At 65.6% G+C, this 24048-nt stretch carries 23 protein-coding genes; 4 read left to right on the top strand and 19 right to left on the bottom strand.

Annotation, left to right across the window (positions count from 1 at the left end; translation table 11 throughout):
- Positions 1 to 6: 6 nt before the first annotated feature.
- The 10 genes from AC1RRP_RS17780 to mltG all read right to left on the bottom strand — a co-directional run bounded on the left by AC1RRP_RS17780 (position 7) and on the right by mltG (position 8211).
- Entirely contained in the window at positions 7 to 1800 is a 1794-nt protein-coding gene (locus AC1RRP_RS17780; RefSeq protein ID WP_493038534.1) for a HAMP domain-containing methyl-accepting chemotaxis protein, read from the bottom strand.
- Positions 1801 to 1848: 48 nt separating this feature from the next.
- Positions 1849 to 2460: a chemotaxis protein CheW gene (locus tag AC1RRP_RS17775; RefSeq protein ID WP_493038532.1), complete on the bottom strand. Its 612-nt coding sequence runs from the start codon at positions 2458 to 2460 to the stop codon at positions 1849 to 1851.
- An 11-nt stretch (positions 2461 to 2471) separates the two neighbouring features.
- A complete protein-coding gene (locus tag AC1RRP_RS17770; protein ID WP_493038530.1) occupies positions 2472 to 2825 on the bottom strand; it encodes a response regulator in 354 nt (117 codons plus the stop codon).
- Between the two features lie 45 nt (positions 2826 to 2870).
- Positions 2871 to 3233, bottom strand: coding sequence for a response regulator (locus AC1RRP_RS17765; RefSeq protein WP_493038528.1), 363 nt, complete (start codon positions 3231 to 3233; stop codon positions 2871 to 2873).
- Between the two features lie 24 nt (positions 3234 to 3257).
- Positions 3258 to 4094, bottom strand: a complete 837-nt coding sequence (locus tag AC1RRP_RS17760; RefSeq protein WP_493038526.1) for a response regulator — start codon at positions 4092 to 4094, stop codon at positions 3258 to 3260.
- 254 nt (positions 4095 to 4348) lie between these two features.
- Positions 4349 to 5158 (bottom strand): TatD family hydrolase, encoded by an 810-nt coding sequence (locus AC1RRP_RS17755; protein ID WP_493038524.1) that lies wholly within the window; start codon positions 5156 to 5158, stop codon positions 4349 to 4351.
- 50 nt (positions 5159 to 5208) lie between these two features.
- On the bottom strand, positions 5209 to 5574 hold the full coding sequence (locus tag AC1RRP_RS17750; protein ID WP_493038522.1) for a PilZ domain-containing protein: 366 nt from the start codon (positions 5572 to 5574) through the stop codon (positions 5209 to 5211).
- A 22-nt stretch (positions 5575 to 5596) separates the two neighbouring features.
- A complete protein-coding gene (locus AC1RRP_RS17745; protein WP_493038520.1) occupies positions 5597 to 6592 on the bottom strand; it encodes a DNA polymerase III delta subunit-related protein in 996 nt (331 codons plus the stop codon).
- Complete coding sequence (tmk, locus tag AC1RRP_RS17740) at positions 6589 to 7224, bottom strand: dTMP kinase (RefSeq protein WP_493038518.1); 636 nt, start codon at positions 7222 to 7224, stop codon at positions 6589 to 6591. The genes AC1RRP_RS17745 and tmk overlap by 4 nt, the downstream gene beginning before the upstream one ends.
- Positions 7225 to 8211: an endolytic transglycosylase MltG gene (gene mltG, locus AC1RRP_RS17735; protein ID WP_493038516.1), complete on the bottom strand. Its 987-nt coding sequence runs from the start codon at positions 8209 to 8211 to the stop codon at positions 7225 to 7227.
- A gap of 47 nt (positions 8212 to 8258) precedes the next feature.
- On the opposite strand from mltG, the gene ygfZ reads away from it, so the two are divergent.
- Positions 8259 to 9173: a CAF17-like 4Fe-4S cluster assembly/insertion protein YgfZ gene (gene ygfZ / locus AC1RRP_RS17730; RefSeq protein ID WP_493038514.1), complete on the top strand. Its 915-nt coding sequence runs from the start codon at positions 8259 to 8261 to the stop codon at positions 9171 to 9173.
- On the opposite strand, the gene AC1RRP_RS17725 is transcribed toward ygfZ, so the two are convergent.
- The gene (locus tag AC1RRP_RS17725; protein WP_493038512.1) at positions 9170 to 10045 is read right to left on the bottom strand and encodes a YbgC/FadM family acyl-CoA thioesterase; all 876 of its coding nucleotides are present in this window, start codon (positions 10043 to 10045) and stop codon (positions 9170 to 9172) included. The genes ygfZ and AC1RRP_RS17725 overlap by 4 nt on opposite strands.
- Positions 10042 to 11001, bottom strand: a complete 960-nt coding sequence (locus AC1RRP_RS17720) for an alpha/beta hydrolase (RefSeq protein WP_493038510.1) — start codon at positions 10999 to 11001, stop codon at positions 10042 to 10044. The genes AC1RRP_RS17725 and AC1RRP_RS17720 overlap by 4 nt, the downstream gene beginning before the upstream one ends.
- A 70-nt stretch (positions 11002 to 11071) precedes the next feature.
- On the opposite strand from AC1RRP_RS17720, the gene gbd reads away from it, so the two are divergent.
- Positions 11072 to 12208, top strand: a complete 1137-nt coding sequence (gene gbd, locus AC1RRP_RS17715; RefSeq protein WP_493038508.1) for a 4-hydroxybutyrate dehydrogenase — start codon at positions 11072 to 11074, stop codon at positions 12206 to 12208.
- Between the two features lie 20 nt (positions 12209 to 12228).
- On the opposite strand, the gene AC1RRP_RS17710 is transcribed toward gbd, so the two are convergent.
- The 4 genes from AC1RRP_RS17710 to AC1RRP_RS17695 all read right to left on the bottom strand — a co-directional run bounded on the left by AC1RRP_RS17710 (position 12229) and on the right by AC1RRP_RS17695 (position 16858).
- Positions 12229 to 12390: a DUF3012 domain-containing protein gene (locus AC1RRP_RS17710; protein ID WP_493038506.1), complete on the bottom strand. Its 162-nt coding sequence runs from the start codon at positions 12388 to 12390 to the stop codon at positions 12229 to 12231.
- Positions 12391 to 12451: 61 nt separating this feature from the next.
- Positions 12452 to 13558, bottom strand: a complete 1107-nt coding sequence (locus AC1RRP_RS17705; protein ID WP_493038504.1) for a patatin-like phospholipase domain-containing protein — start codon at positions 13556 to 13558, stop codon at positions 12452 to 12454.
- A 25-nt stretch (positions 13559 to 13583) separates the two neighbouring features.
- The gene (locus AC1RRP_RS17700) at positions 13584 to 14390 is read right to left on the bottom strand and encodes an HDOD domain-containing protein (protein ID WP_493038502.1); all 807 of its coding nucleotides are present in this window, start codon (positions 14388 to 14390) and stop codon (positions 13584 to 13586) included.
- 137 nt (positions 14391 to 14527) lie between these two features.
- Positions 14528 to 16858, bottom strand: coding sequence for a Tex family protein (locus tag AC1RRP_RS17695; protein ID WP_493038500.1), 2331 nt, complete (start codon positions 16856 to 16858; stop codon positions 14528 to 14530).
- 216 nt (positions 16859 to 17074) lie between these two features.
- On the opposite strand from AC1RRP_RS17695, the gene AC1RRP_RS17690 reads away from it, so the two are divergent.
- On the top strand, positions 17075 to 17866 hold the full coding sequence (locus AC1RRP_RS17690; RefSeq protein WP_493038498.1) for an N-acyl amino acid synthase FeeM domain-containing protein: 792 nt from the start codon (positions 17075 to 17077) through the stop codon (positions 17864 to 17866).
- Positions 17867 to 18053: 187 nt separating this feature from the next.
- Positions 18054 to 20993, top strand: a complete 2940-nt coding sequence (locus tag AC1RRP_RS17685) for a putative bifunctional diguanylate cyclase/phosphodiesterase (RefSeq protein WP_493038496.1) — start codon at positions 18054 to 18056, stop codon at positions 20991 to 20993.
- 104 nt (positions 20994 to 21097) lie between these two features.
- Here AC1RRP_RS17685 and AC1RRP_RS17680 read toward each other — a convergent pair whose 3' ends face one another.
- From AC1RRP_RS17680 to AC1RRP_RS17670, 3 genes are read right to left on the bottom strand one after another with little or no spacing between them, the layout of a single operon-like run.
- Positions 21098 to 22009 carry an SDR family oxidoreductase gene (locus AC1RRP_RS17680; RefSeq protein ID WP_493038494.1) on the bottom strand — a complete coding sequence of 304 codons (912 nt, stop codon included), beginning with the start codon at positions 22007 to 22009 and terminating at the stop codon, positions 21098 to 21100.
- Positions 22006 to 22962, bottom strand: a complete 957-nt coding sequence (locus tag AC1RRP_RS17675) for a glutathione S-transferase family protein (RefSeq protein WP_493038492.1) — start codon at positions 22960 to 22962, stop codon at positions 22006 to 22008. Before AC1RRP_RS17675 ends, AC1RRP_RS17680 begins: the two co-directional genes overlap by 4 nt.
- Positions 22955 to 24046, bottom strand: a complete 1092-nt coding sequence (locus AC1RRP_RS17670) for a fatty acid desaturase family protein (RefSeq protein WP_493038490.1) — start codon at positions 24044 to 24046, stop codon at positions 22955 to 22957. Before AC1RRP_RS17670 ends, AC1RRP_RS17675 begins: the two co-directional genes overlap by 8 nt.
- Positions 24047 to 24048 lie beyond the last annotated feature (2 nt).

Here is a 24048-nt window from a genome sequence, read left to right as displayed (position 1 = left end):
TCGGACTCAGGCCATCTTCGGCAGCTTGAACACGTTGACCGACTCCACCAGGCGGCGCGCCGATTGCAGGAGCGACTCGGTTTCGCGGTTCTGCGCCGAGATCTGGTCTGCCGTGCGTTCCGTGCTCAGGCCGATGTGCTGCACCGAGGCCAGCAGGTTGGCCGACATCTCGCGCTGCTCCTCGGATACCTCGGCAATCCGCTTCACCTGCGCCACCAGTTCTGCGGTGATCTGCTGCGTCATGCGCATCTGCTCGCCCGCCTTTTGCGCCTGTTCGGAGCCCTGCACCACCTGGCCGATGGTGCGGTTCACCGTGCTGATGGTTTCATTGGTTTCGAGCTGGATGTTGTTCACCAGCGTGCTGATCTGCTGTGTGGCGGTCCGTGAGCTTTCAGCCAGTCGCTGCACCTCTTCCGCCACCACCGCGAAACCTCGCCCCGCTTCGCCGGCCACCGCGGCCTGCATGGACGCGTTCAGCGCCAGCACGTGGGTGCGTTCCGAGATGGTGTTGATCAGGTTCACGATGCCTGAAATTTCCTGCGAACGCTCGCCCAGGCGCTTGATGCGCTTCTCCGTCTCGGCAATCGTTTCGCGGATCGACTCCATGCCCTTGACCGTGCCGTTCACCGTTTCCAGGGCGGTATCGGTCACGGCCGTGGCCTTGTTCGCCGACGCATTGGACTGTTCCGCCAACACGGCCACCTGGTTCATGGTCTGCGTTGCGTTGGTGAGCGATTCGATCATCTTGCCCACGCTGGTGCGCTCGTCTGCGGCCGTCTTGGACACCATCTCGGCCTGGCTGCGCACCTTGTCCGAGGCCTGGGCCACGTGGCCGGCAATCTGGCTCACGCCCTGCAGAACCTTGGAGGTCTCGGCCGTCAGGGAGTTGATGGAGTCGGACACGGTGCCGATCACGTCCTCGGTGACGGGTGCCTTCACGGTCAGGTCACGCTGGGACAGTTGGTGCACCGACTCCAGGATCGAGATGACCGACTGGTTCAGACGGTCGTTTTCTGTCTCGGCCTTCAGCTGGGCGTCACGGCGTTCCTTCAACAGACCGTGCACCGTTCGCCAGATGGCACCCAGTTCGTCCTGCGACCTGACGCCCTCGGCTTCCTTCAACTCCTCGCCCGCGCGTACGCGCTTCACCGTGTTCTGCAGGTCCTGCAACGGACGGCTGATGCCGCGGTACACATACAGCGCCGTGCCGATGCCGAGCAATGCCAGCAGCAGGCCGGTCAGACCCATCAGACGGTTGGCTGTCGAGTGGATCTGGGCAATGCTCTCTTCGTTGTTCTTCTGCGCCAGCTTGCGCAAATCCGTGATGCCCTTCACGGTGGCAATCGCCCCGGGGGTCGTCCATTTGAGGCGGATCTCCTGCACCTCATCCACCTTGCCTTCGTCGAACATGCCGAAAAGCAGCGGCTGCTTGGCCACATACTCCGCAAGAAACGCCCGCGTCTGCTGCAGCTTTTCAGCTTCTTCTTCCGTCAGGTTGGGGAGTTCCGAGTAGGCTTGCAGGCCCTGCTCGACGTCCCGGATGTGTTTCGGGTTGGCGTCCTTGATGCCCTGGCGCCGTTTCGCATCCGGACTGGTCATGTACAGCGGGAAGCCGGAACGCAGCTCCCAGACGGAGTTTTCCGCCTGCGCAATGATCGAGAACTTGGTCTCGGTCAGCGCCTGCAGACGCTGGAAGGTGTTCACCTGCCAGGTGGCCACCACGGCGAATACGGCGGAGAGGAGCAGCAGCAGGCTGAAGCCGGCCAGCACCTTGGTTCGGATCGTCAGGTTCATTGTCATCACGGCACTCCAGTCGTTGCAATCGTCAAGGGGGCGGCCATGGCCCGGTTACGCGCCTGTGGCCGCCAGTTCGTCGCTCAATTGGCTCAGCAGCGCCGGCACCTGCAAATCCATCCAGGTGCGCTCGGCAGCCCAGTAGGTCTGATGCACGCAGGCTTCCAGCACGGTCGGCACCGGGGCGCCCTCCGCACGGTCGCCGGGTTTGAAACGCAGACGCTGGGGCAGGCCATCGATGAGCACGCCCGCGGCGTCTGCGCCATGCCCCAGCACCAGCAGCATGGGCTTGGCGCCCTGTTGGTGCTCCAGGCCCAGATAGATCGCCAGATCAAAGACGGGCACCAGCAGGCCATGCAGGTTGGCGATGCCGATGAACCAGTCCGGCGCGTTCGGCAGGCGGTAGGTCGCAGGCATGTCGGACAGTTCGCTCCCGTCCTCGTAACGGATCATCAGCCCGAGGTGGCCGATGAAAAAGCCCTCGCGCTGCTGCAGCTCGTCGCCGGCTGCAGCCCCGCCGGTGCCGGTCCCGGCGGTGGCGTAGGCGGTCGCCAGTGCGGTGCCTGCCGGACCCGCTCCTTCGAACGTGAATCCGCGGCGCAACGCCTCGGTGGGCGGCATCAGCGCGCGAATCGGGGTCTGCGCATCATTCATTGCGGGCTGCATGGTCTCGCCACTCAAGCCAGTTGCGCCAGGATCTGCTCGCGGCTATAGGGCTTGGTGACATAGCCCCGGGCACCCAGCATCTGGCCCCAGGCCATGTCGGCTTTCTGGTTCTTGCCCGAGACGAATACCACGGGGATGTTCCTGGTCGACTCATCGGCCTTGAGCATGCGCGTGGCGGCAAACCCGTCCACTTCCGGCATGTTGATATCCATCAGGATCAGATCGGGCTGGTCACGCCTGGCCCGCTCCAGCGCCATGACGCCGTTCTCAGCCAGCAGTGGCTGGTGGCCGGCCTCGGAGACGATGCGCTCGAGATGGGCGCGGTCGGTCTGCGTGTCATCGACGATGAGGATTTTTCTTGCCATCTTTGCTCTCCCTGTGTTCTGACGAGGATGTGCGCAGGCCGGCGCTCAATGCAAGGCGCGGACCTGCGACAGCAGCTGCTCATCACTGAACGGCTTGGTGACATAGCCCTTGGCACCGAGCATCTGGCCCCAGGCCTTGTCGGCCTTCTGGTTCTTGGCCGAGACCAGGAGTACCGGGATGTCCTTGGTCTGCGCATCGCCCTGCAGGGCGCGGGTTGCGGCAAAGCCGTCCATTTCGGGCATGTTGATGTCCATCAGGATGGCATCGGGCCGGCTCCGCTTGGCGGAGGCCACGGCCTGGACGCCGTCGGCGGCCGTTGCCACCATGTAGCCGGCTTCGCTGAGCAGCTTCTCAAGACGCAGGCGGTCGACCGGGTTGTCTTCGACGATGAGGATGTTGCGGGTCATGGTGCGTACTCCTGGGATGGGGATTCAGTTGGGCAGATGCACGGCAAGGACATCGCCGAGGTGCTGGGGGTCGATGGGCTTGGTCAGGTAGGCGTCGCAACCGGCCATCTTTCCGCGGATGCGATCGAAGGGGGATGACTTGCTGGTGAGCATGACCACCGGCACGGCGTGGCTGCCGCGCAGCATGGACTTGATCTGACGGCAACCTTCATAGCCGTCGAGGCCGGGCATCAAGACATCCATCAGCACGCAATCGACCCGTTCGTGGGAGAGGATCCTGAGCGCAGACGTCACACTGTCGGCTTCGCTCACGGCGAAGCCGCCTGCTTCCAGCAGGGAGCGCAGATGGTTGCGCACGGCCAGGCTGTCGTCGACCACCAGGATGGGACGATCGGAGAAGCGTCCGAGAAAAGTGCTATGGGCCGTGTCCTGCGCCGCAGCCTGCACCACGGACGGGGCGCTCGGGCCGTTTTCCAGCGCGCGCGCCAGCAGGATGGGCAGGATGGACCATTGCACCGGCCGGCGGATGATGGTGTGACCCGCCGGCACCGGGCCGCGGCCTCCGATCCAGATCACGGCCTTGTTTTCAATCCATGGCTGCTGCCTGGCCCAGGTGACGGCCGTACTGTCGCCGGCTCCGATCAGGACCACGTCGGCCCGCTCGACGTCGTGTTCTTCCAGGATTTCCAGGCGCGGTGAACGCCTCAGAGAAACCCGGACCAGGCCGTCGAGCAGCTGGCGTTCGTCGCGTTCGAGCCCCCGGACCAGCAGCTTGAGCGCGGGGCCGGCGGCTTCCTGCTTGCGTGCCGATGGTGTCGCCTCAGCCATGGCGGCCGAGGGGCGCAGAGAAGTGCGCTCCATCCCCCTTGCGTGGATTTCACTGCTCACAGCCACCTCCCAGATTTGACTGCCTAGACGTGACGAGCCTTTTTTCCTCTGTTGCCGCGGGCTCATCTGCGCAACAACGTGGAAAAATCTTGCGCTGCGGCTGAACGGGGCTCAAGCAACACTACAGTTTTTTACATTTGCACCAACTTTGAAACGAAAGACGTTACAAAGCCTGCCGTCCCGTTACGAGCCGGGGTGGAGCGGCCCGGACCGGGGGACGCGGCGATTCAGCCTTGTGCTGCGTCGCGGGAGCAGGAGGAAAACAGGCGCTCGAAGTTGCGGCTGGTGAGGTCTGCGATGGACTCCACCGTGCATTGCCGCAATTGCGCGATCTGCTGCGCGACGAAGAGCACGTAGGACGGGTTGTTGGTTTTCCCGCGGTGCGGCACCGGCGCCAGATAAGGGCTGTCGGTCTCGATGAGCATGCGATCCATGGGCACGAAGCTGGCCACTTCACGCAGGTCGGCGGCATTCTTGAAGGTCAGGATGCCCGAGAACGAGATGTAGAAACCAAGGTCCAGCGCCGCACGCGCCACGGCCATGGTTTCCGTGAAGCAGTGGAACACCCCGCCGGCCGCGCCGGGCGAGCCGTCCTCGCCCTCCTCGCGCAGGATGGCCAGGGTGTCGTCCGAAGCGCTACGGGTGTGGATGACCAGGGGTTTGCCCAGTTGTCGTGCCGCCCGGATATGGGTGCGAAAACGCTGGCGCTGCCATTCCATGTCCGTCACGGTGCGTTCACCGAGGCGGTAGTAGTCCAGCCCGGTCTCGCCAATGCCGATGACACGAGGCAGGCGGCCGCGGGTCAGCAGGTCGTCCAGTGTGGGCTCGGTCACGCCCTCGTTGTCCGGGTGCACGCCGACCGTGGCCCAGAAGTTGTCATACCCCAGCGCCAGGCCGTGCACCTGCTCGAACTCTTCCAGCGTGGTGCAGATGCACAGGGCCCGGTTCACGCCGGCCTGGGCCATGGCCTCGCGGATGCGCGGCAGATCTTCGCGCAGCTCGGGAAAGGTCAGGTGGCAATGGGAGTCGGTGTACATGACAAGGAGGCCACGGCCCCCTGCGGTGCGCGCGGGGCAGCCGCGGCTGCTCAGATGGTCTGGGTGGTGCGGTCGGAGGACAGGTGGGAGCCCAGAATCTCTTCGATCTTGTTCTTGAGCAGGCGCGATTTCTCGTCTGCCGGGAAACGCACGCCCACGCCCTGGGTGCGGGTGCCGGCCGCCTTGGCAGGCGTGACCCAGGCCACCTTGCCGGCGACCGGGTAGCGCTGGTTGTCGTCCGGCAGGGACATCAGCACATAGACATCGTCGCCCAGGCGGTATTCGCGCGTGGTCGGGATGAACACGCCGCCTTCAGCGAACAGGGGGATATAGGCGGCATAGAGCGCCGCCTTCTCCTTGATCGCCAGCTGGATGACGCTGGGGCGGGGTGTGGCGGTGGTGGGGGCTGTGGACATGGTGCGGGGCGATGCGAAGCTGCTAGTTTAGAGCGGTTTGGGCACGACTCACAAGCGCCTCGATCATCAGGCCCGTGTTGAAGGGGTGTTCCGCGCTGCGGCTCTCCTGCCCCAACTCGCGCTGCCAGGCGCTCAGCACCCGCAAAGCTGGCGGCGGCGGCAGGTCGCTGGCATCGAAATAGCGTGGTGTTGCGCCGCTGCCCAGCGCCAGCAGGTCGTGACAAAGCTTGTGCAGCGCGTCGATCAGCTGGACCGGGCTCCAGTCGGCCACCGTGGCGAGTTCGCCGCGCTGCATCGCACGCGGCAGGTTGCGCCAGCTCTTGGGCTCGCGCCCCGTGGCGGCAAACGCCAGGGCATCGTCGGGCCGTCCGCCCGCTGCGCGCAGCAGTGTGCGGGCATCGGCCGCGGCCAGACCCTGCCCCTGCAGCCAGCTCAAGGCCTCGCTTTCGGTCGGCCACGTCATGGTGTGGGTCAGGCAGCGGCTGCGGATGGTGGGCAGCAGCTGGTGCGCGGCCTCGCTGGCCAGCACGAAGCGCACGTCGCCAGGCGGCTCTTCCAGGGTCTTGAGCAGGGCGTTGGCCGTGACGTGGTTCATGCGCTCGGCCGGATAGACCAGCACGGCCTTGCCGCGTCCGCGCGCACTGGTGCGCTGGGCGAACTCGATGGCATTGCGCATGGCCTCGATACGGATTTCCTTGCTGGGCTTGCGCTTCTTCTCGTCGATGTCGCTCTGGGATTTTTCGTCCAGGGGCCAGCCCAGTTCCAGCATGACGGTTTCGGGCATCAAGACGCACAGATCGGCATGGGTGCGCACCTCGATGGCGTGGCAGGAGGGGCAAGTCCCGCAGGCGCCCCGCTCCGTGGCCTGCTCGCACAGCCAGGCGCGCACCATTGCCAGGCCCAGGCTGTGCTGCCCCAGGCCGGACGGCCCCTGCAGCAGCCAGGCATGGCCGCGCTGGGCCAGCAACTGGCGGCCTTGCTGCGCAAGCCAGGGTGCCAGGACGGTTTCTTGCGTCATGCCAGCCATCCCCTGTGGCGCACGGCGGCCAACACGTCCTGCCAGACCTTTTCCCGGACCTGCGCCGCGTCGATACGGGCAAACCGTTTGGGGTCCTGGGCCAGACGCTCCGCATACCCCTGCGCCACGCGGCGGAAGAATTCGACCGGTTGCGCCTCGAACTTGTCCGGCACGCGCGCACCCGCCAGGCGCTGTGCCGCAATGACCGGGTCCAGGTCGAACCATACAGTCAGGTCGGGCTGGCGCAGGGCCGTGGAGCCGGGCATGGCCTGCACCCAGGTTTCCAGCACCCGCAGCACGGGCAGATCGAACCCTCGACCACCACCCTGGTAGGCGTAAGTGGCGTCGGTAAACCGGTCGCACAACACGACATCGCCGCGCGCCAGGGCCGGTTCGATGAGCTGCTGCAGGTGGTCGCGGCGTGCCGCGAAGACCAGCAGCGCCTCGGTCATGGCGTCCATGGCGTCGTTGAGGACCAGGGTGCGCAGCTTTTCAGCCAGCGGCGTGCCTCCGGGCTCGCGCGTGAGCGTGACATGACGGCCTTGCGCACGCAAGGCCTGGGCCAGGCCTTCAATGTGGGTCGACTTGCCGGCGCCGTCTATGCCCTCGAAGCTGATGAACAGGCCCGGCATTCAGCGCTGTCCCAGCTGGTATCTCCGCACGGCGCGGTTGTGTTCCTCGAGGGTGGCGCTGAACTCACTGGTGCCGTCACCCCGCGAGACGAAATACAGGGCCTTGGTCTGCGCCGGCTGGACGGCCGCCAGCAGCGCGTCCTGGCCGGGCATGGCGATCGGGGTGGGCGGCAGGCCGGCACGGGTGTAGGTGTTCCAGGGTGTATCGGTCTGCAGGTCCCGCTTGCGCAGGTTGCCGTCGAACTTGGCGCCCATGCCGTAGATGACGGTGGGATCGGTCTGCAGCAGCATGCCCATGCGCAGGCGGTTGTTGAAGACGCCGGAGATCTGAGCGCGGTCCGAAGGGCGGCCGGTTTCCTTCTCGACGATGCTGGCCAGGATCAGGGCTTGGTCCGGGCTCTTGAGCGGGCTGTCGGGCAAACGTTGGGCCCAGGCGGCCGCCAGCCGTTGGTCCATCTCCTGCAGTGCGCGCCGCAACAGGGCCAGGTCGCTGGATCCCTTGGCATAGCTATAGGTGGTCGGGAAAAAGCGACCTTCCGGGGGCACACCCGGGCGGCCAAGCTTTTCCATGACCTCCGCGTCGCTCAATTCCTTGATGTCGGACTTGAGCCGGTCGGCTTTGCCCAGCAGTTCGCGCCACTGGGTGAAGGTCAGCCCTTCGACCAGGGTCACGCTGCGCTGGGCCACGTCGCCGCGCACCAGCTTGTTGACCAAGGTGCGCGGGGTGGGCGTACCGCTGATCTCATAACTGCCGGCCTTGAGCTGGCGTGCCTGCCCGGAAAGGCGTATCCACCAGTAGAACAGCTGCGGCTGCACCTGCACCCCGCCGTCCACCAGGGAGCGCACCACCGTGCGTGCGCCGGTGCCGGGCTCGATGGTCAGCTCCACGGGTTCAGCCCTGAGCTCCAGGGGCTGTTGCAGCCACCAGGCCGTGCTGGCAACCGACAAGCTGGCCAGCAGGAAAAAAAGCGATGCAAGAAATTTCACAGCCCTAAGGAATTCATGTCTATGGCAGACGATGATAATTCACCCTCATGAACTCCATTTTGAACGGCCTGTCCTCCCTGCCCCATCTTGGGGTGATCCGCGCCGAAGGCGAAGATGCCGCCAAATTCCTGCATGGCCAGCTCACCCAGGACTTTTCCCTGCTGGGCCTGTCCGAAGCGCGTCTGGCAGCCTTCTGCTCGGCCAAGGGGCGCATGCAGGCCAGCTTCATCGCATTCAAGCGCAGTCACACCGACATCCTGCTGGTCTGCAGCCGTGACCTGCTGGCGCCTACGCTCAAGCGCCTCTCCATGTTCGTGCTGCGCTCCAAGGTGAAGCTCAGCGATGCCAGTGCCGAGGTGGTCCTCTGCGGCCTGGCCAGAGAGGCCGTACAAGCCCTGGCGCCGGGTGCGCACGCGCCCTGGAGCCGCAACGATCTGGGCCCTGCCACGCTGGTGCATCTCTATCCGGCCGATGGCACGCCCCGCGCCTTGTGGGTGGCGCCGGCCGGCACGCCGCTGCCGGCGGCTCCCGCCCTGAAACACGAGGACTGGCTTTGGGGTGAGGTGCGCAGCGGCGTGGCCACGCTGACCCAGCCCATCTTTGAGGCCTTCGTGCCGCAGATGCTCAACTACGAATCCCTGGGCGGCGTCAATTTCAAGAAGGGCTGCTACCCCGGGCAGGAAGTGGTGGCGCGCAGCCAGTTCCGCGGCACGCTCAAGCGCCGAGCCTACCTGGCACACGCCGCCGCCGACATGCAGGCCGGCCAGGAAGTCTTCGATGCGGCGGACCCCAGCCAGCCCTGCGGCATCGTCGCCCAGGCGGCTGCGGCGCCCGACGGCGGCTTCGATGCCATCGTCTCGCTGCAGACCTCGGCTGCCGGTGCCAGCCTGCTGGTGGGTCGGGCCGGCGGGCCGGCATTGCACTTGCTGCCCCTGCCCTACCCGCTGCTCGAAGACATCTAAGGCAGGGCCCGGACCATCTCGATGTGGGGGATGCCGGCCTCCTCGAACGGTTCCCCCTGCGGCTGGAAGCCGAGCTGCAGATAGAAGCCCTCGGCGCTGCGCTGGGCATGCAGCAGGACCGCACGGTCACCGCGTTGCGCCGCCGCCTGCAGCAGTGATTGCAGGATGTCGCGCCCCAGCCCGCTCCCGCGCAGCACGCGCGTGACCGCCATGCGTCCGATCCTGGCCATGTCCGGCCCGTGCTGCAGCAAACGCCCGGTGGCCACCGGCATGCCCAGGCGGTTGTAGGCCACGGCGTGCAGGGCCGTGGCGTCGTCTTCGTCCCACTCCAGTTCCAGCGGAATCTCCTGCTCCTGCACAAAGACTTCGGTGCGTACCTGGCGCGCCGCCTCGCCCAGCTGGACCCAGGTGCCCAGGCGGATCTCCGCCATGGCCTCGCCGGCCTCAAAACCCGTCAACGTGTCGCGCAGGGCCTGTGGCACCGGTTTTGACGTCTGGGCGGCCGGGTTGGCATAGACGTAGATGAGTTCGCCCTCGACCAGCAGCGTGTCGCCGCGGAATACGCCGCCGCGAAACTGGATCGATGAGTTGCCGATGCGCTCGCACTTCAAGCCGATGCGCAGCGGGTCGTCGTAGCGCGCCGAGGCGTGATACTCCAGGCCAGCCTTTTTAACGTACAGGTCGCCACCCAGATGTTCCATGGCCGCCTCGTAAGGCAGGGCCAGGGCACGCCAGTAATCGCTGATGGCCGTGTCGAAGTACATCAGGTAGTGCGCGTTGAAGACAATCTTCTGCATGTCCACCTCGGCCCAGCGCACACGCAGGGGGTGGAAGAAGCGGAAGTCGGCGCGGGTGGTGGTGTGTTTGCTCATGCGGTCTGGAAGGCGTGTTTCAGGGCCCGTGCGGCATCGGCGTGGGCCTGCAGGGCTTCGGGTATGGCGCGGCCCATCTTGATGAACTCATGGACCACGCCGCGGTAGATCTCCAGGTCCACGGCGACGCCGGCAGCGCGCAGCTTGTCGGCGTACATCACGCCCTCGTCCACCAGCGGGTCGCATTCGGCCAGGCCGATCCAGGCCGGCGCCACGCCATCCACATCCGGCGCGTGCAGCGGCGCAAAGCGCCAGTCATCGCGGTCGGCCGGGGTGTTGACGTACTGGTTGAAGAAATAGGTGATGTGCGGCTCCTCGATCACGAAGCCATGGGCAAAGGTCTTGTGCGAGGGGGTGTCCTGGTGGGCGGCGCACCCCGGATAGAACAGCAGTTGCAGCGCCAGCGGCAGGCCGGCATCGCGCGCCTCCAGGGCGGTGACGATGGCCAGGGTGCCGCCCGCGCTGTCACCGCCCACGGCCAGGCGACTGCCGTCCAGGCCCAGGGCCCCGGCCTGTGCGGCCAGCCACTGCAGGGCATCCCAGGCGTCGTTGGAGGCGGAGGGAAACTTGTGCTCGGGCGCCAGCCGGTAATCCAGCGAGAGCACGGCGCAGTGCGCCAGATGGCTCAGATGGCGACACAGCGCATCGTGCGTGGCCACGCTGCCGATGGTGAAGCCGCCGCCGTGGAAATAGAGCAGCACCGGCAGAGGGTCCTGCGCCGGCGCATACAGCCGGGCCGGCAGCCCATGGCCATCACGTGCCGGGATGCTCAGGTCCTGCACACGCGCCAGTTTGTGCCCCGGGATGTCCAGCATGCCGGAGCCCACCTCGTAGACCTGGCGTGCCTGCTGCGGGCTCAGTGCATGCAGGGGCAACTGGCGTGTGCGCGCCATGCGGTCCAGCACCTGGTGCATGGCGGGGGTCAGCAGTGCCCGCGGGTTGCGTTGGTGACTCATGGGTGGGGATTTGCTTGCTAAAGTGGCTCGACTCGGAGTTTTTGATCGTACACCGCGGAGACAAACCACCATGGCGCTTATCCACTACATCACCCAGGTCCAGTTCGAGTTCGGCGCCATCAGGCTGCTGAAGCAGGAGTGCGAGCGCAACGGCATCAGCCGCCCGCTGATCGTGACCGACGCCGGCGTCAAGGCCGCCGGCCTGTTGCAGAAGGCGCTCGACGCCCTGCCCGGCGTGCGTGCGGCCGTGTTCGACCAGACCCCGTCCAACCCGACCGAGGCCGCCGTGCGGGCCGCTACCGCGATCTACCAGGCGCAGCAGTGCGACGGCCTGATCGGGCTGGGTGGCGGCAGCGCCATCGACTGTGCCAAGGGCGTGGCGATCGCCGCCACGCACGCAGGCCCTTTGAAGACCTACGCCACCATCGAGGGCGGCTCACCGAAGATCACCGAGCGCGTGGCGCCGCTGATCGCCGTGCCCACCACGGCGGGCACGGGCAGCGAAGTGGCGCGTGGCTCCCTCATCATCGTCGACGACGGCCGCAAGCTGGGTTTCCATTCCTGGCACCTGGTACCCAGGACCGCCATCTGCGACCCCGAGCTCACGCTGGGCCTGCCCTCGAAGCTGACCGCCGCCACCGGCATGGACGCCATCGCCCATTGCATGGAGACCTTCATGGCCCCGGCCTTCAATCCGCCGGCCGACGGCATTGCCCTGGACGGCCTGCAGCGCGCCTGGGCGCATATCGAACGCGCCACCAAGGACGGCAGCGACCGCGAGGCGCGCCTGAACCTGATGAGCGCCTCCATGCAGGGCGCCATGGCCTTCCAGAAGGGCCTGGGTTGCGTGCACTCCCTGAGCCACAGCCTGGGCGGCGTGGACCCGCGCCTGCACCACGGCACGCTCAATGCCATGTTCCTGCCGGCGGTCATCAACTTCAACGCCGGTGTCGAATCGATCCAGAAGGAGTCGCGCCTGCTGCGTCTGGCCCAGGCCATGAACCTGGACTCGGCTGGCGACATCGCCTTGGCCATCAAGGACATGAACGCCCGCCTGGGCCTGGCCAGCGGCCTGCGTGAGATGGGTGTGAGCGAAAGCCAGTTCGACCCGATCATCAGCGGCGCACTGGCCGACCACTGCCACAAGACCAACCCACGCATCGCCAGCGCAGAGGACTACCGGGTCATGCTGCAGCAGGCGATGTGAGCCTGAAGGCAGCGTGCTGCTTACTTGAACAGGCAGTTCTTGGCGTAGTCGGCCGCCTCGTTGGCCGTCCAGTCACCCTTGGGCTTGGCCTGCAGCTGCTCACACCAGGCCTTGCTGCCCACTTCGGGTGAGCAGGCCGTCAGCAGATACAGGGCCATCAGAATGATCAGTAGTTTTTTCATGTCGCGTTCCTTCTCGGGAAGGTCCGATTCTGGCACCGCATGCGCCGTTTTCCCCTGATGTTCAGAGCGGTTGCAGTTGTGCCGGGTCCGGCTGCTCCAGCCAGGACTGGAACTCGTCGGCCAGTTGGCGGCTCATCTGCACGGCCTGGCTCCAGGCCTGCACGCGCGCGGCCAGGTCGTTGCCGTAGTGGGTGAAGTCCTTGCGGTCCGGCAGCTTGCCGTTGGGCAGGGTCCTGATCCATTCGGGGTTCGGTGCCAGCAAGAGCATATTGTCCAGGTGCTGCGTGGCCCGGTGCCGCCACGGCAATCCCTTGTCCAGCCAGCCCGGGACCACGGCGCGCTGGAAATGCGGGTAGAGCACCAGGCCGGGTCGCTGCGCCGCATCGGGGGCGGCGGCATAGTTCAGGTGCAGGTGGTAGTCGGTGATGCCGCCGTCCCAGTAGGCGCCGGGCGGTGCGCCCGGGATGTCGTGCACGGCCTGCAGAACGAAGGGAATGGAGCAGCTGGCCTGCAGTACCGGATAGAAGTTGGCCTCGTCCAGTGCCAGCTGGCGCGTGCGGTAGTCGCCCGTGGCGAAGGGCAGCGCGGCCTTGCCCTGCCCCGCCTCGCCGGGCACGGAGAACACGGCGCGCTCCAGCCAGGCCCCCATCGCCTTGCGCCGCAAGGTATTGCTGAGGAAGGCGCCCAGGTAACCCAGCGGCGTGCGCAGGCGGTGTTCACGGCCCAGCAGGTGACGGCCGCGCGAGGTGACGATGTGCAGGCGGTAGCGGGGATGCTGCAGCACCTCCTGCACGCGCCCGCCGTAGAATTTGCGCAGGTTGCGCCCGAACTCTTCGCTCACCAGCCGTGCCGGCGGCATCTTCTGGCCCGGGGGCAGCTCGTAGTGCTGGCGGATGTAGTCGTGCTCCAGCCGCTCGAAGCCGGCCACGGGCCGGTCCAGGCAGGCCGTGGCCATGCGCCAGGCGCCGATGGATGCGCCGACGAGGTCCACGGGCTGCTGCGACTGCGGCAGCCACTGACCGAACAGGTACTGGTCCAGCGGGCCCAGGATCAGCCCCTTGGGGCCGCCGGCGGCGGCCGGAATGGTGTGGATGTGGGCTGGCGCCAGGCCATGCTGGCGGATGTGCTCGCGGGCCGCCGGCCCGGCATACAGACGCAAAGCTTTCATGCGGAAAAATCCGGGAAACCGGTACTCAGGTATGGGCGGACCAGTCGAAGGGGTCCTGCTGCAGCACCATGTCGATGTCCAGGTCCAGCACCTCGCCGACTTCGCCGGGAAAGGTCACGGCCAGGGCACGCTCGTTGAGCTTGGCTTCCCGGGCACGGGCGCGCCAAGTGGCGAGGTGGATGACCCCGGCCAGCGGCTCATAGACGTTGTTGGAGAACGGTGCGTACTGGTGTTCCAGGGCATCGATGATGGGCTGCGGAAAGTGCCACTGGCGTGCATAAGCCGCCCCGACATGGGCATAGTTGTAGCCAAAGCGAAGGAACTCGGCCTTGGCGCGCTTGAGGTCCAGCGGCCCGATCTCCTTGTTCAGCAGGGCCATTTCGGCAGGCATGCCGGCGTGCATGACCAGTTCGCCGATCGCATGGATCAGGCCGCAGGTGAAGGCGGCACCCTGGTTCTGCCGCGTCACGCCGGCCAGCGAACGCGCCAGCTTGGCCACGTTGAGGCTGTAGACCCAGAACTGCGGCAGGTTGATGCCGGGGATGCCCTTGAGCGAGGCCGCCGAGGCGGCCTCGGACGCCATGTGGCGGATGTGGGAAAGCTCCAGGATGGCCAGGGCCTCGGCGGCACTGTTGACCTTGCCCGAGAGGCGGAACAGCGGGGTATTGGCTGTCTGCAGCACACGCGTGGTCAGCGCCGGGTCGGTACTGATCAGCTGGGTGATGTTCTTCAGGTCGGCGACTTCACGGTCCAGCTCGCTGAGCAGCAAGGCGACGACCTTGGGGATGCTGGGCAGCACGATGGGAGACGCCAGCAGGGCATTCAACTCCATGCTTGCAGTCTCCGGGCATCGTTCGGGCTCATGGCGCCATTATGTCCTGCCCTCACCCGCCACGTCGAGTGGCGAGGCCCCCAGGCGACAGCGGCGTGACCCGGTCCGCGCCGCCCGCGGCCCTCACGCCCCCAGGCTCAGCGCTTGAGCTTGGCAAAGGCCGACGCCATGGCCGATTGCGGCGCCGGGCCGGTGTCGCGGCGCGGTTGCTGCTGGCCCCGCCCGGCGCCTTCGTAACGGTTCTCGCGCGGGGCATCGCGGCGGGCCGGGGCGGCGTCGAGTTTCATGGTCAGGCTGATGCGCTTGCGCGCCACATCCACTTCCAGCACCTTGACCTTGACGATGTCGCCGGTCTTGACCACCTCGCGCGCATCGTTGACGAACTTGTTGGCCAGCTGGCTCACGTGCACCAGGCCATCCTGGTGCACCCCCAGGTCGACGAAAGCGCCGAACTGGGCCACGTTGCTGACCGTACCTTCGAGCACCATGCCCTCCTGCAGGTCCTTGATGTCGTCCACGCCTTCGTTGAAGCGCGCCACCTTGAAGTCCGGGCGCGGGTCGCGCCCCGGCTTTTCCAGCTCGCTCAGGATGTCCTTGACGGTGATGACACCGAACTGCTCGTTGGCGAACAGTTCAGGCTTGAGGGTCTTGAGCATGTCGGCCCGCCCCATGAGCTCGGCCACCGGCTTGCCGGTCTGCGCCATGATCTTTTCCACCACGGGATAGGTTTCGGGGTGCACGCCCGTCATGTCCAGCGGGTTGTCGCCGCCGCGGATGCGCAGGAAGCCGGCACTCTGCTCGAAGGTCTTGGCGCCCAGGCCCGTGACCTTGAGCAGGTCCTGCCGGCTGCCGAAAGCCCCATGGGCCTCACGCCAGCGCACCACGGCCTTGGCCACGCTGCCCGACAGGCCGGAGACACGCGAGAGCAGCGGCACACTGGCCGTGTTCAGGTCCACGCCCACCGAGTTCACGCAGTCTTCGACCACGGTGTCCAGGCTGCGGGCGAGTTCGCTCTGGTTCACGTCGTGCTGGTACTGGCCCACGCCGATGGACTTCGGGTCGATCTTGACCAGTTCGGCCAGCGGGTCCTGCAGGCGGCGCGCGATGCTGGCGGCGCCACGCAGGCTGACGTCGACATCGGGCATCTCTTGAGAAGCGAATTCGCTGGCCGAATAGACCGAGGCGCCGGCCTCGCTGACCACGACCTTTTCGATCTGCTTGTCAACCTTGGCGGCCAGCTTGATCAGGTCGGCAGCGAGCTTGTCGGTCTCGCGGCTGGCCGTGCCGTTGCCGATCGCAATCAGGTTCACGCCATGTTTCTCGACCAGCCGGGCCAGGGTGTGCAAGGAGCCGTCCCAGTCGTTGCGCGGCTCGTGCGGGTAGACCGTGGCCGTGTCCACCAGCTTGCCGGTGGCGTCGACCACGGCCACCTTGACGCCGGTGCGGATGCCCGGGTCCAGGCCCATGACCACACGCGGGCCGGCCGGCGCGGCCAGCAACAGGTCGCGCAGGTTGTCGGCAAAGACCTTGATGGCCACCTTCTCGGCCTCTTCGCGCAGGCGGGCAAACAGGTCACGTTCGGTCGAAAGGCTGAGCTTGACGCGCCAGGTCCAGGCCACGCACTTGCGGATCAGGTCGTCTCCCGGGCGGGCCTTGTGGCTCCAGCCCAGGTGCAGCGCGATCTTGCCCTCGGCGATCGAGGGCTTGCCCGGTTCCGGTTCGACGGGCAGCACGAGCTTGGCGTCGAGGATTTCCAGCCCACGGCCGCGGAAGACGGCCAGGGCCCGGTGCGAGGGAACCCGGACTATGGGTTCGTCGTAATCGAAATAGTCGCGGAACTTGGCCACGTCGGGGTGGTTCTCGTCCTTGCCACTGGCCAGTTTGCTCTGGAACAGACCTTCCTGCCAAAGCCACTGTCTCAGCGATTGCACCAGAGCCGCGTCCTCGGCCCAGCGCTCGGACAGCAGGTCGCGCACGCCGTCCAGGACCGCGGCCACGGTCGTGAAATCGTCGCCGGCCTCGGTCTTGTCCTTCAGGACAAAGGCTTCGGCCTCGGTGGCCGGGTTCAGGCCCGGATCGGCAAACAGCCTGTCCGCCAGCGGCTCCAGACCCGCTTCGCGGGCAATCTGACCTTTGGTGCGGCGTTTGGGCTTGTAGGGCAGGTAGAGATCTTCCAGTTCCTGCTTGGTCGGCGCCGCCAGGACGGCGGCCCGCAGCTCAGGCGAGAGCTTGCCCTGCTCCCCGATGCTCTTGAGCACGGCCTCACGCCGGTCTTCCAGTTCCCGCAGGTAAGCCAGCCTGGCTTCCAGTTCCCGCAACTGGATGTCGTCCAGGCCGCCGGTGGCTTCCTTGCGGTAGCGGGCGACGAAGGGCACCGTGCCCCCCCCATCGAGCAAGGCCACGGCGGCCTCGACCTGCTGTACACGAACCCGGATTTCCTGCGCGATCTGCGCGATGATTTTCTGCATGACTCTTGGGTAAACCACCGGCCAGGGAGGCCGGTCCAGGGGAACAAAGTCAGCGAGTGTGCCACAGCCGCAACAGAGCTTGTCAGGGAAACTCCTACAAGAGGATCAGGCAAAACCCGACTCAATTTTTTAACGGCAAGGGCATAAAGTGGCGCATGTCCGTAGGGGGGCTGGACTCAGCCAGACGGGCAACAACCTAGCCTGAGGTATCCACTTATGTCGACCAACCTTCTGGGAACTGAAGCCTCCGTTCGTTCCATGAGCATCCCGCCCGTCTATCAGGAGCCCGAAGAGCATCAGGCCGTAGCGGACAACGTGCAATACCTGCCATTCACGGTGCGCCAGGCGACCAATACGGACGATCTGAAGAAGGTTGTCGAAGTACGCCAACGGGCCTATGGCCGGCATTTGCCCCTGGTCGCGGAGTCTCTCAAGACGCCCGAACGGGACGACACCGAAGACGGGGTGGTCTTGCTGATCGCCGAATCGAAAGTGGATGGATCGGCATTGGGAACGGTGCGTATCCAGACGAATCGGGTCAAGCCCCTGAATTTGGAAGAGTTTGTCGCTTTGCCCGAAGGGCTGCGCGACAAGACGATTGCGGAAGTCCGGCGCCTGGGCGTGGCCCAGGGCCTGCCCGGCCGTCTGGTGCGCATGTTGCTCCTCAAGGCGGTGTACCAGTACTGTGCGCACAACCACATTGACTGGATCCTGGTGGGTGCCCGGCCGCCACTGGACCGCATGTACGAACAGCTTACCCTGGCCGACGTGCTTCCAGGCAAGACCTTCCTGCCCAAGCACAACAACATTCCGCACCGCATATTGGGACTGGAGATCCGGGCCTTTCATGACCGGCTCGTCGCCAGCAACAATCCGCTGCTGGAGTTCTTCTTCTACACGAAGCATCCCGACATCCAGCGCACATGCCTGGAGCCGCTGCGCTGGAGTGGTGACAGGGAAAAGTTGAACACGACTTCCGCACAACATTCAGCGGGTGCGGAGGGCTAATTTTCTTGAAAACATAGCCAAACGCGTCGAGATCGCGCTATCCTAACGGCCGGAATCCATCGATTGACGATGTGGACTTCTAGGCCAGTCCGTTCCTGGCGTTGGAATGGAACAATAAACAAGGGAACCGATCTTGACAGCACTGTCACAAGGGCTGCTATCTGTAGCGAACGCGATTTCCCGAGGCTTGGACCGTCTATCCAACGCCATCGCTTTCTACGTGGTGCCTCTTGCGATCGCCTTGGTGTCGTTTGCCGCGCTTTTCTTTTGGCAAGATCTCTACCGCAGCGAATCCGAGCTCCAGCTCGAGTTGCGCGTGCTCGAGCCCACCGGGTCCGAGTGGACAGTTGAAGAGGCCAGAAACCGCCTGGCCACAGCGCCAACGAGCAGTTTCTACAAGACGAACCTGTCCGAACTTCCAGTCTGGTTCAGTTTTGAGATTCCGGAGCGGGGTTCAAGCCCGCAGCCCCGGCTGATCGAATTCCCGTCCAAGCATGCGGTAGACATCCAGTGCTGGGACGGGCAAGGCCTGCGTCCTATCGGTGGCACGACGGGCTACAGCCCCGAGCAGACGATCTATCGCGCCATGGCCGGGCATGCGATGCCCGTGGCCGTGTCCCTGCAGGACGTGCTCTGCCGCAGTTCATTTGTCGGGCCCGCCAGACTGAGTGCTGAATTGTGGGACCGCGACCGGTTCGACATAGCGATCCGCGACTACCACCGCAAGTCCGGCCTGATCGACGGCGGGATCCTGGTCCTGGCCGTTTTCGTCCTGATCACCGCGATCATGAATCGGCAGCGTCTCTATCTGGTGTTCGCAGCGTGGCTGATCGTGACCGTACGGCTCAGCGCCACCGCAGGCGGTTGGGATCACCAGTGGCTGAACCATGCCGTGCCACCCGACTGGTTGTCCCAGGGGCGTTCATTCACGCGCGCAGCGTGGGCCTTGCTGACGGTGACACTCTTCAAAGAGTTGTTCATGGAGGACCTTCGCCGCTTGCGTTACGCGCTTCCGATCACGATCCTCCAGTGGCTCTGCGTGATGCTTTTTGTCGCGGCCGTATTCCTGCCCAGAAACATATTCCTGCCCACGATGTGGGCGCTGGGTGCCGTGTGGGCGCCCTTCTTCGTCTATGTCCTGGCGCGGATCGTGATCGTGAATCGCAACCGGGTGGCCTTGCTCTATGCGGCTTCGCTGGGCGTCACCATGGTATCGACGCTGTTCGATATCTTTGCGGCATCGATGGGGCTCAAGGGACTGGATGAGTCCCTGAATACGGTGATCGTCACACTGGCTTCGGCGCTTCTGATTTCCTTGGCCATTGCCGAACAGATGCGTCAGGAACACAAGGCACGACTCGCCGCACAGGCACAGTTGCAGCACACCTACGACGCCATCCCCATCGGCATGTTCACGCTGGATCTGCAGGGCCGTTTCACCAGCATCAACCCGGCCTTGCGCAAGATGCTGGGCGCGCGAGCCTTCAAGACCACGCACAACACCTGGCAGCAATATTTCGGCGCCGACATCTGGAACGCGCTGCTCGATCTGGCGCAGAACCAGCCCGACGGTGATATCGAGATCCGCAGCCAGATGGACGTGACCGGCTTCGAGGCACCGCGTCGCTACCTGGTCAAGGCGGCCCTGGCCGGCGACAAGATCGAAGGTTCCCTCCAGGACGTGACGGACAAGTCCATCGCCGCCGAGGAACTGAATTTCCTGGCCGACAACGATGCGCTGACCAAGGTGCTGAACCGCCGTGGTGTCGAGAAGGCCTTCAACGAAGCGGTGGCCGCCGTCGACGAAGCCCACCCCCTGGCCCTGGCCTACCTGGACCTGGACCGTTTCAAGCTCATCAACGACCTCTACGGCCACAACGCCGGTGACGAGGTGCTGCGGCAGGTCTGCCACCGCGTCAACAGCCTGCTGGCAGGCCAGATGCGGCTGGGGCGCGTCGGCGGCGACGAGTTCGTCATCCTGCTGTCAGACACGCGCATGCCCCTGGCCACGGTCATCAGCCGCGGCATCATCGACAGCATCGACGAGAAACCCTTCCGAGTCGGCGAGAAGGCCTTCTATGTGCGCGGCTCCATCGGCCTGATCGAGGTCAGTCCCGGCACGCAGTTCAAGGAGGTGCTCTCCACCTCAGACCGTGCCTGCCGCGAAGCCAAGACCGGCCAGTACCGCGGCTTGGTCGTGTACGAACAGGATTCCCCGGCCTTCCGGGAGCACCAGGCTGAACTGCGGCTGATCGGCGAGCTCTCGGCGAGCGAGACCATTGCCGGGCTCTTCCTCGAAATGCAGCCCATCATGTCGCTGACCCGGCCGAACGATGCGCTCAACTTCGAGGTGCTGCTGCGCATGCGGGATACCGCCGGCAACCTGGTGCCGGTCAGCCGGGTGATTGCTGCGGCCGAGGACAGCGGACGCATGAGCAAGATAGACCACTGGGTACTGTCCACCACCCTGGCCTGGCTGGACCAGCATCGGGCCAAGTTGCTGCGCACACAGTTCGTCTGCATCAACCTCAGCGGCGCCTCGCTCAATGACGAGGAGTTCATGCAGGAGGTGTTCGACATCCTGCGCCGCAACAGCCATGTCTCCAGTTTCCTGTGCATCGAGATCACCGAGAGCATCGCCCTGCACGACCTCAAGAACACGCGCCGTTTCATCGACAAGGTGCGCAGCTATGGTGCCCGGGTGGCGCTGGACGATTTCGGGGCCGGCTACACGTCTTTCTCCTACCTCAAGGAGTTGCCCGCCGACCTGCTCAAGATCGATGGCAGCTTCGTGGTCAACATGAACCAGCACCCGGCCAATGTGTCCATTGTCGAGGCCATCGTCAATCTGGCGCGCAACCTGGGCATGAAGACGATCGCCGAATGGGCCGAGGATGCCGCCACGGTGCAGGCCCTGGCGGAAATCGGCGTCGACTATGTGCAGGGTTATGCCGTGGCGCGTCCCATGGCGCCGGAGAAGATCCTGGAAGTCAGCTCGGCCGCCAGCTTCATCAAGAATGTCGAGCTGCTGCACTTTGTCGAAGCCCAGGACCGGCAGAACAACCCGCTGGCCCAGCTCGACCTGCTGATCGACAACGACAAGCAGTCGCCCCCCAAGATCCACTGAGAACCTGCAAATAAATCTGCTGCGCGGCCCAATCGCCGCGTTGGGCGGTGCTCGGGCCGCTCGCTACGATTTCCTTACAAGTTCGGAGCCTCTGCCCTGCGCGCTCAAGCTGCGGCGGCGCGCAGCGCCTGGCGCAACTCCTCGCCCAGTTCGGGCTTGTGGGCAAAAGGATCGGTCGGGTTGCGCGCCTGCATGATATCTTCCAGGCGCGTCTGTACCGAGGCGATGGCCTTGGGATGGCTGTAGATATAGAACTGGCCTGCTGCTGCCGCGTCGAAGACCTTCTGCGCCACCTCGGCCGCCGTCACCTTGCCCGAACTCACCGCCTTGTCGCTCATGGCCTGGCCGATGAGCTGGCTGCGCGTGGGCTTGCCCATGGCCAGTTCGCCCGGCCGGTTGCGTTCGCTCTGGTGGATGCCGGTGGGCACGAAGAACGGACACAGTACCGACGCATGAACCTGCTGCGTCACCAGGGCCAGGTCCTGGTACAGGGTCTCGCTGAGCGAGACCACCGCATGCTTGCTGACGTTGTAGACGCCCATGTTCGGCGGATTCAGCAGGCCGGCCATGCTGGCGGTATTCACGATGTGGCCGCGGTAGGACGAATCCTTCTGTGCAGCCTCCAGCATCATGGGCGTGAACAGGCGCACGCCGTGGATCACGCCCCAGAGGTTGACGCCCAGCACCCACTGCCAGTCCTGTACCGTGTTTTCCCAGACCAGGCCGCCGGCGCCCACGCCGGCGTTGTTGAAGACGAGGTGCGGTGCACCGAAGCGCTCCTGGACACGACGCGCAAGATGCTCCATCTGCGCGGCATCGGAGACGTCGACCTGTTGGGCCAGCACCTCGGCACCGGCGGCCTTCATCTCCGCAGCCGCACGGTCCAGCGCATCCTGCTGCACGTCGGCCAGCACCAGTTTCATGCCCAGGCGGGCGCCGATGCGTGCGCACTCCAGCCCGAAGCCGGAACCGGCACCGGTCAGCACGGCGGTCTTGCCGGCGAAATCCTTGATCATGTTGTCTCTTCCTTTTTGAGTACGTAGCCGATGCGGGGGAAATGGACATGGACCACGCCCGCGCGCCCATCGACGCGTCGGATCGTGTAATGCATGCGGGTGGCGGCCACCAGTTCCCCCGTACTGGGCTCGGGGCCGAAACTGTCGCTGGCGATGCTGACCCGGCTGCCCAGCGCAATACCGTGCTCATCCTGGAAAGGATGGTCGGCGAGAACCGCCCCCCTCTCCGGCGACGCCGCGCAGTGCGCGATGGCGGCCGCGGCGTCCAGTTCGCTGCGTCTGCCCTGCCCCATGGCCGCCATGCGCGCCATCCAGGCCTGGACCGAGGGCGTGGCTTCGAGGATACCGACCATCGCAGGCGTCTGGGTCTGCGTAAACCAGAGCGGGTGGTAGGCCGCGAAGTCGGCCACGCAGGGCGCATCTCCCAGCAGGTAGTCCTGCCCGTGCAGCATGTCCGAGAGTCGGCGCAGGTAGCTGCGGTAGGCCGCCGTGGCATCCGGGGCTGGCGCCCGGGGTACGGCCGTGCGCATGCGCGCACGGTCTTCACCGAAGGTCTTGGCGATCGGGCCCCATTGCTCGGGTGCGCCACCGCCAAAGACCTGGGCCATGCCCCTGGGCTGGAAGTTGTAGCTCATGGCGGCCCAGAACAGGCGCTCGTCGGCCCACTGGGCGACCACACGGGCCAGGCCTTTGTTCCCGGAGGGGTAGAGGGCGGGCTCGGGCTGCAGGTGTTCCAGCACGTCGCAGATCAGGGCCGTGTCGCAGTAGATGTGTGAGCCGATCTGCAGGACAGGCGTCTTGCGGTAGCCGCCGGTCAATGCCACCACATCCGGCTTGGGCAGGAGGCTCGGCACGGTGACGGATTTCCACGCCAGGCCCTTCCAGCCCAGGATCAGGCGGATCTTTTCCGAGAAAGGGGACGATGCGTAATGGTGCAGGATCAGGTCAGCCACGGGCTCTCCTCGGCGCAAAGATCTGCGACCAGGTGTCGCGGATATCGCGCACCTCGGCCTCACCCAACGCCCTCTTGTCTTCCAGCAGCCGGTGCAGGCGCGGCAGGTTGTAGTGCGGTACCGCCGGGTACAGGTGGTGCTCCAGGTGGTAGTTCACATGGTGCGGAAACAGGAAAAAACGCCCGATCCAGTTGCCCACACTGCCCCAGGTCCGGTTGGTACGGGCCGCCGTCAGCGGGGAGCTGAGATCGCGCACCGCGCCGTGTTCGCAGATGGCCCGCAGGCGAAGGATGGGTTGCAGCGTCGTGAGCAAGGGCAGGGTCCACAGGGCCAGATAGACCAGCAGGCCGTCGAGGCGGCCGATCAGTGCGGCGCACAGCGGCGCCAGCAGATGGAAGGCCACCACGCCCCAGCGATCGCGCCGGGCCGCCGCGCGCAACTGCGGCGAAGTGTCGTCCAGCGGGGAGATGCGGCGTTTCGTGTCTTCGTTGATCGCCGGTGAGCCGAAGAAGTAGGCGTAGGTTTTCCAGGCGTTCCAGCCGATCAGGTCCTGCCCCAGCTTCTTCCACAGATAGGCCTTGCCGCGCGGGTAGCCGCCGTGGATGGCCGTGTCCGGATCTTCGGGGCCATAGAGGTTGTTGTGGTGCAGGCGGTGCGTGACACGATAGGTGCACATGGAAACCCCGCCGCTCATGCCGATCAGGCGTCCCAGCAAATCGTTGAGGGTGCGGTTCGCGAGGAGGCGGTAATGGGCCGCTTCGTGCGCCAGGATGAAGAGGCCGTGCTGGGCCACGCCGATCAGTACCAGGCCAGCCAGTCCACCGGCCCACCACAACGGCGTCGGCCACGCAGACAGTACCAGCGCCATGCCGGCGGCGGCCAGCAGCAGGGTCTGCGCGACGGCAAGCAACGAGCGGGTGTCCGAGAGCCCGGTCAGCGGCGCCAGTTCCTCGGCGGACAGCAGGCGCCGGGCCTGGGCATTGCGGCTGCCGGGCGCGCGCAGATCGTCGCGGAACTCCTCACCGCGCCGTGCAATGCCCTGCCCTGCGCCATCGCCTTGCTGCGGGTGCGGGGCATGGTCCATGG

The sequence above is a fragment of the Hylemonella sp. GW821-FHT12C09 genome, assembly GCF_058807395.1.
Note: the sequence above shows the minus strand (reverse complement) of the source record. Positions and strands in the feature narration are given on the sequence as shown.

What these genes read in the sequence shown, in the direction of transcription:
- AC1RRP_RS17780 (WP_493038534.1), bottom strand. Translation starts at nt 1,800, where the DNA reads ATGACAATGAACCTGACGATCCGAACCAAGGTGCTGGCCGGCTTCAGC.
- AC1RRP_RS17775 (WP_493038532.1), bottom strand. Translation starts at nt 2,460, where the DNA reads ATGCAGCCCGCAATGAATGATGCGCAGACCCCGATTCGCGCGCTGATG.
- AC1RRP_RS17770 (WP_493038530.1), bottom strand. Translation starts at nt 2,825, where the DNA reads ATGGCAAGAAAAATCCTCATCGTCGATGACACGCAGACCGACCGCGCC.
- AC1RRP_RS17765 (WP_493038528.1), bottom strand. Translation starts at nt 3,233, where the DNA reads ATGACCCGCAACATCCTCATCGTCGAAGACAACCCGGTCGACCGCCTG.
- AC1RRP_RS17760 (WP_493038526.1), bottom strand. Translation starts at nt 4,094, where the DNA reads ATGGAGCGCACTTCTCTGCGCCCCTCGGCCGCCATGGCTGAGGCGACA.
- AC1RRP_RS17755 (WP_493038524.1), bottom strand. Translation starts at nt 5,158, where the DNA reads ATGTACACCGACTCCCATTGCCACCTGACCTTTCCCGAGCTGCGCGAA.
- AC1RRP_RS17750 (WP_493038522.1), bottom strand. Translation starts at nt 5,574, where the DNA reads ATGTCCACAGCCCCCACCACCGCCACACCCCGCCCCAGCGTCATCCAG.
- AC1RRP_RS17745 (WP_493038520.1), bottom strand. Translation starts at nt 6,592, where the DNA reads ATGACGCAAGAAACCGTCCTGGCACCCTGGCTTGCGCAGCAAGGCCGC.
- tmk (WP_493038518.1), bottom strand. Translation starts at nt 7,224, where the DNA reads ATGCCGGGCCTGTTCATCAGCTTCGAGGGCATAGACGGCGCCGGCAAG.
- ygfZ (WP_493038514.1), top strand. Translation starts at nt 8,259, where the DNA reads ATGAACTCCATTTTGAACGGCCTGTCCTCCCTGCCCCATCTTGGGGTG.
- AC1RRP_RS17725 (WP_493038512.1), bottom strand. Translation starts at nt 10,045, where the DNA reads ATGAGCAAACACACCACCACCCGCGCCGACTTCCGCTTCTTCCACCCC.
- AC1RRP_RS17720 (WP_493038510.1), bottom strand. Translation starts at nt 11,001, where the DNA reads ATGAGTCACCAACGCAACCCGCGGGCACTGCTGACCCCCGCCATGCAC.
- gbd (WP_493038508.1), top strand. Translation starts at nt 11,072, where the DNA reads ATGGCGCTTATCCACTACATCACCCAGGTCCAGTTCGAGTTCGGCGCC.
- AC1RRP_RS17710 (WP_493038506.1), bottom strand. Translation starts at nt 12,390, where the DNA reads ATGAAAAAACTACTGATCATTCTGATGGCCCTGTATCTGCTGACGGCC.
- AC1RRP_RS17705 (WP_493038504.1), bottom strand. Translation starts at nt 13,558, where the DNA reads ATGAAAGCTTTGCGTCTGTATGCCGGGCCGGCGGCCCGCGAGCACATC.
- AC1RRP_RS17700 (WP_493038502.1), bottom strand. Translation starts at nt 14,390, where the DNA reads ATGGAGTTGAATGCCCTGCTGGCGTCTCCCATCGTGCTGCCCAGCATC.
- AC1RRP_RS17695 (WP_493038500.1), bottom strand. Translation starts at nt 16,858, where the DNA reads ATGCAGAAAATCATCGCGCAGATCGCGCAGGAAATCCGGGTTCGTGTA.
- AC1RRP_RS17690 (WP_493038498.1), top strand. Translation starts at nt 17,075, where the DNA reads ATGTCGACCAACCTTCTGGGAACTGAAGCCTCCGTTCGTTCCATGAGC.
- AC1RRP_RS17680 (WP_493038494.1), bottom strand. Translation starts at nt 22,009, where the DNA reads ATGATCAAGGATTTCGCCGGCAAGACCGCCGTGCTGACCGGTGCCGGT.
- AC1RRP_RS17670 (WP_493038490.1), bottom strand. Translation starts at nt 24,046, where the DNA reads ATGGACCATGCCCCGCACCCGCAGCAAGGCGATGGCGCAGGGCAGGGC.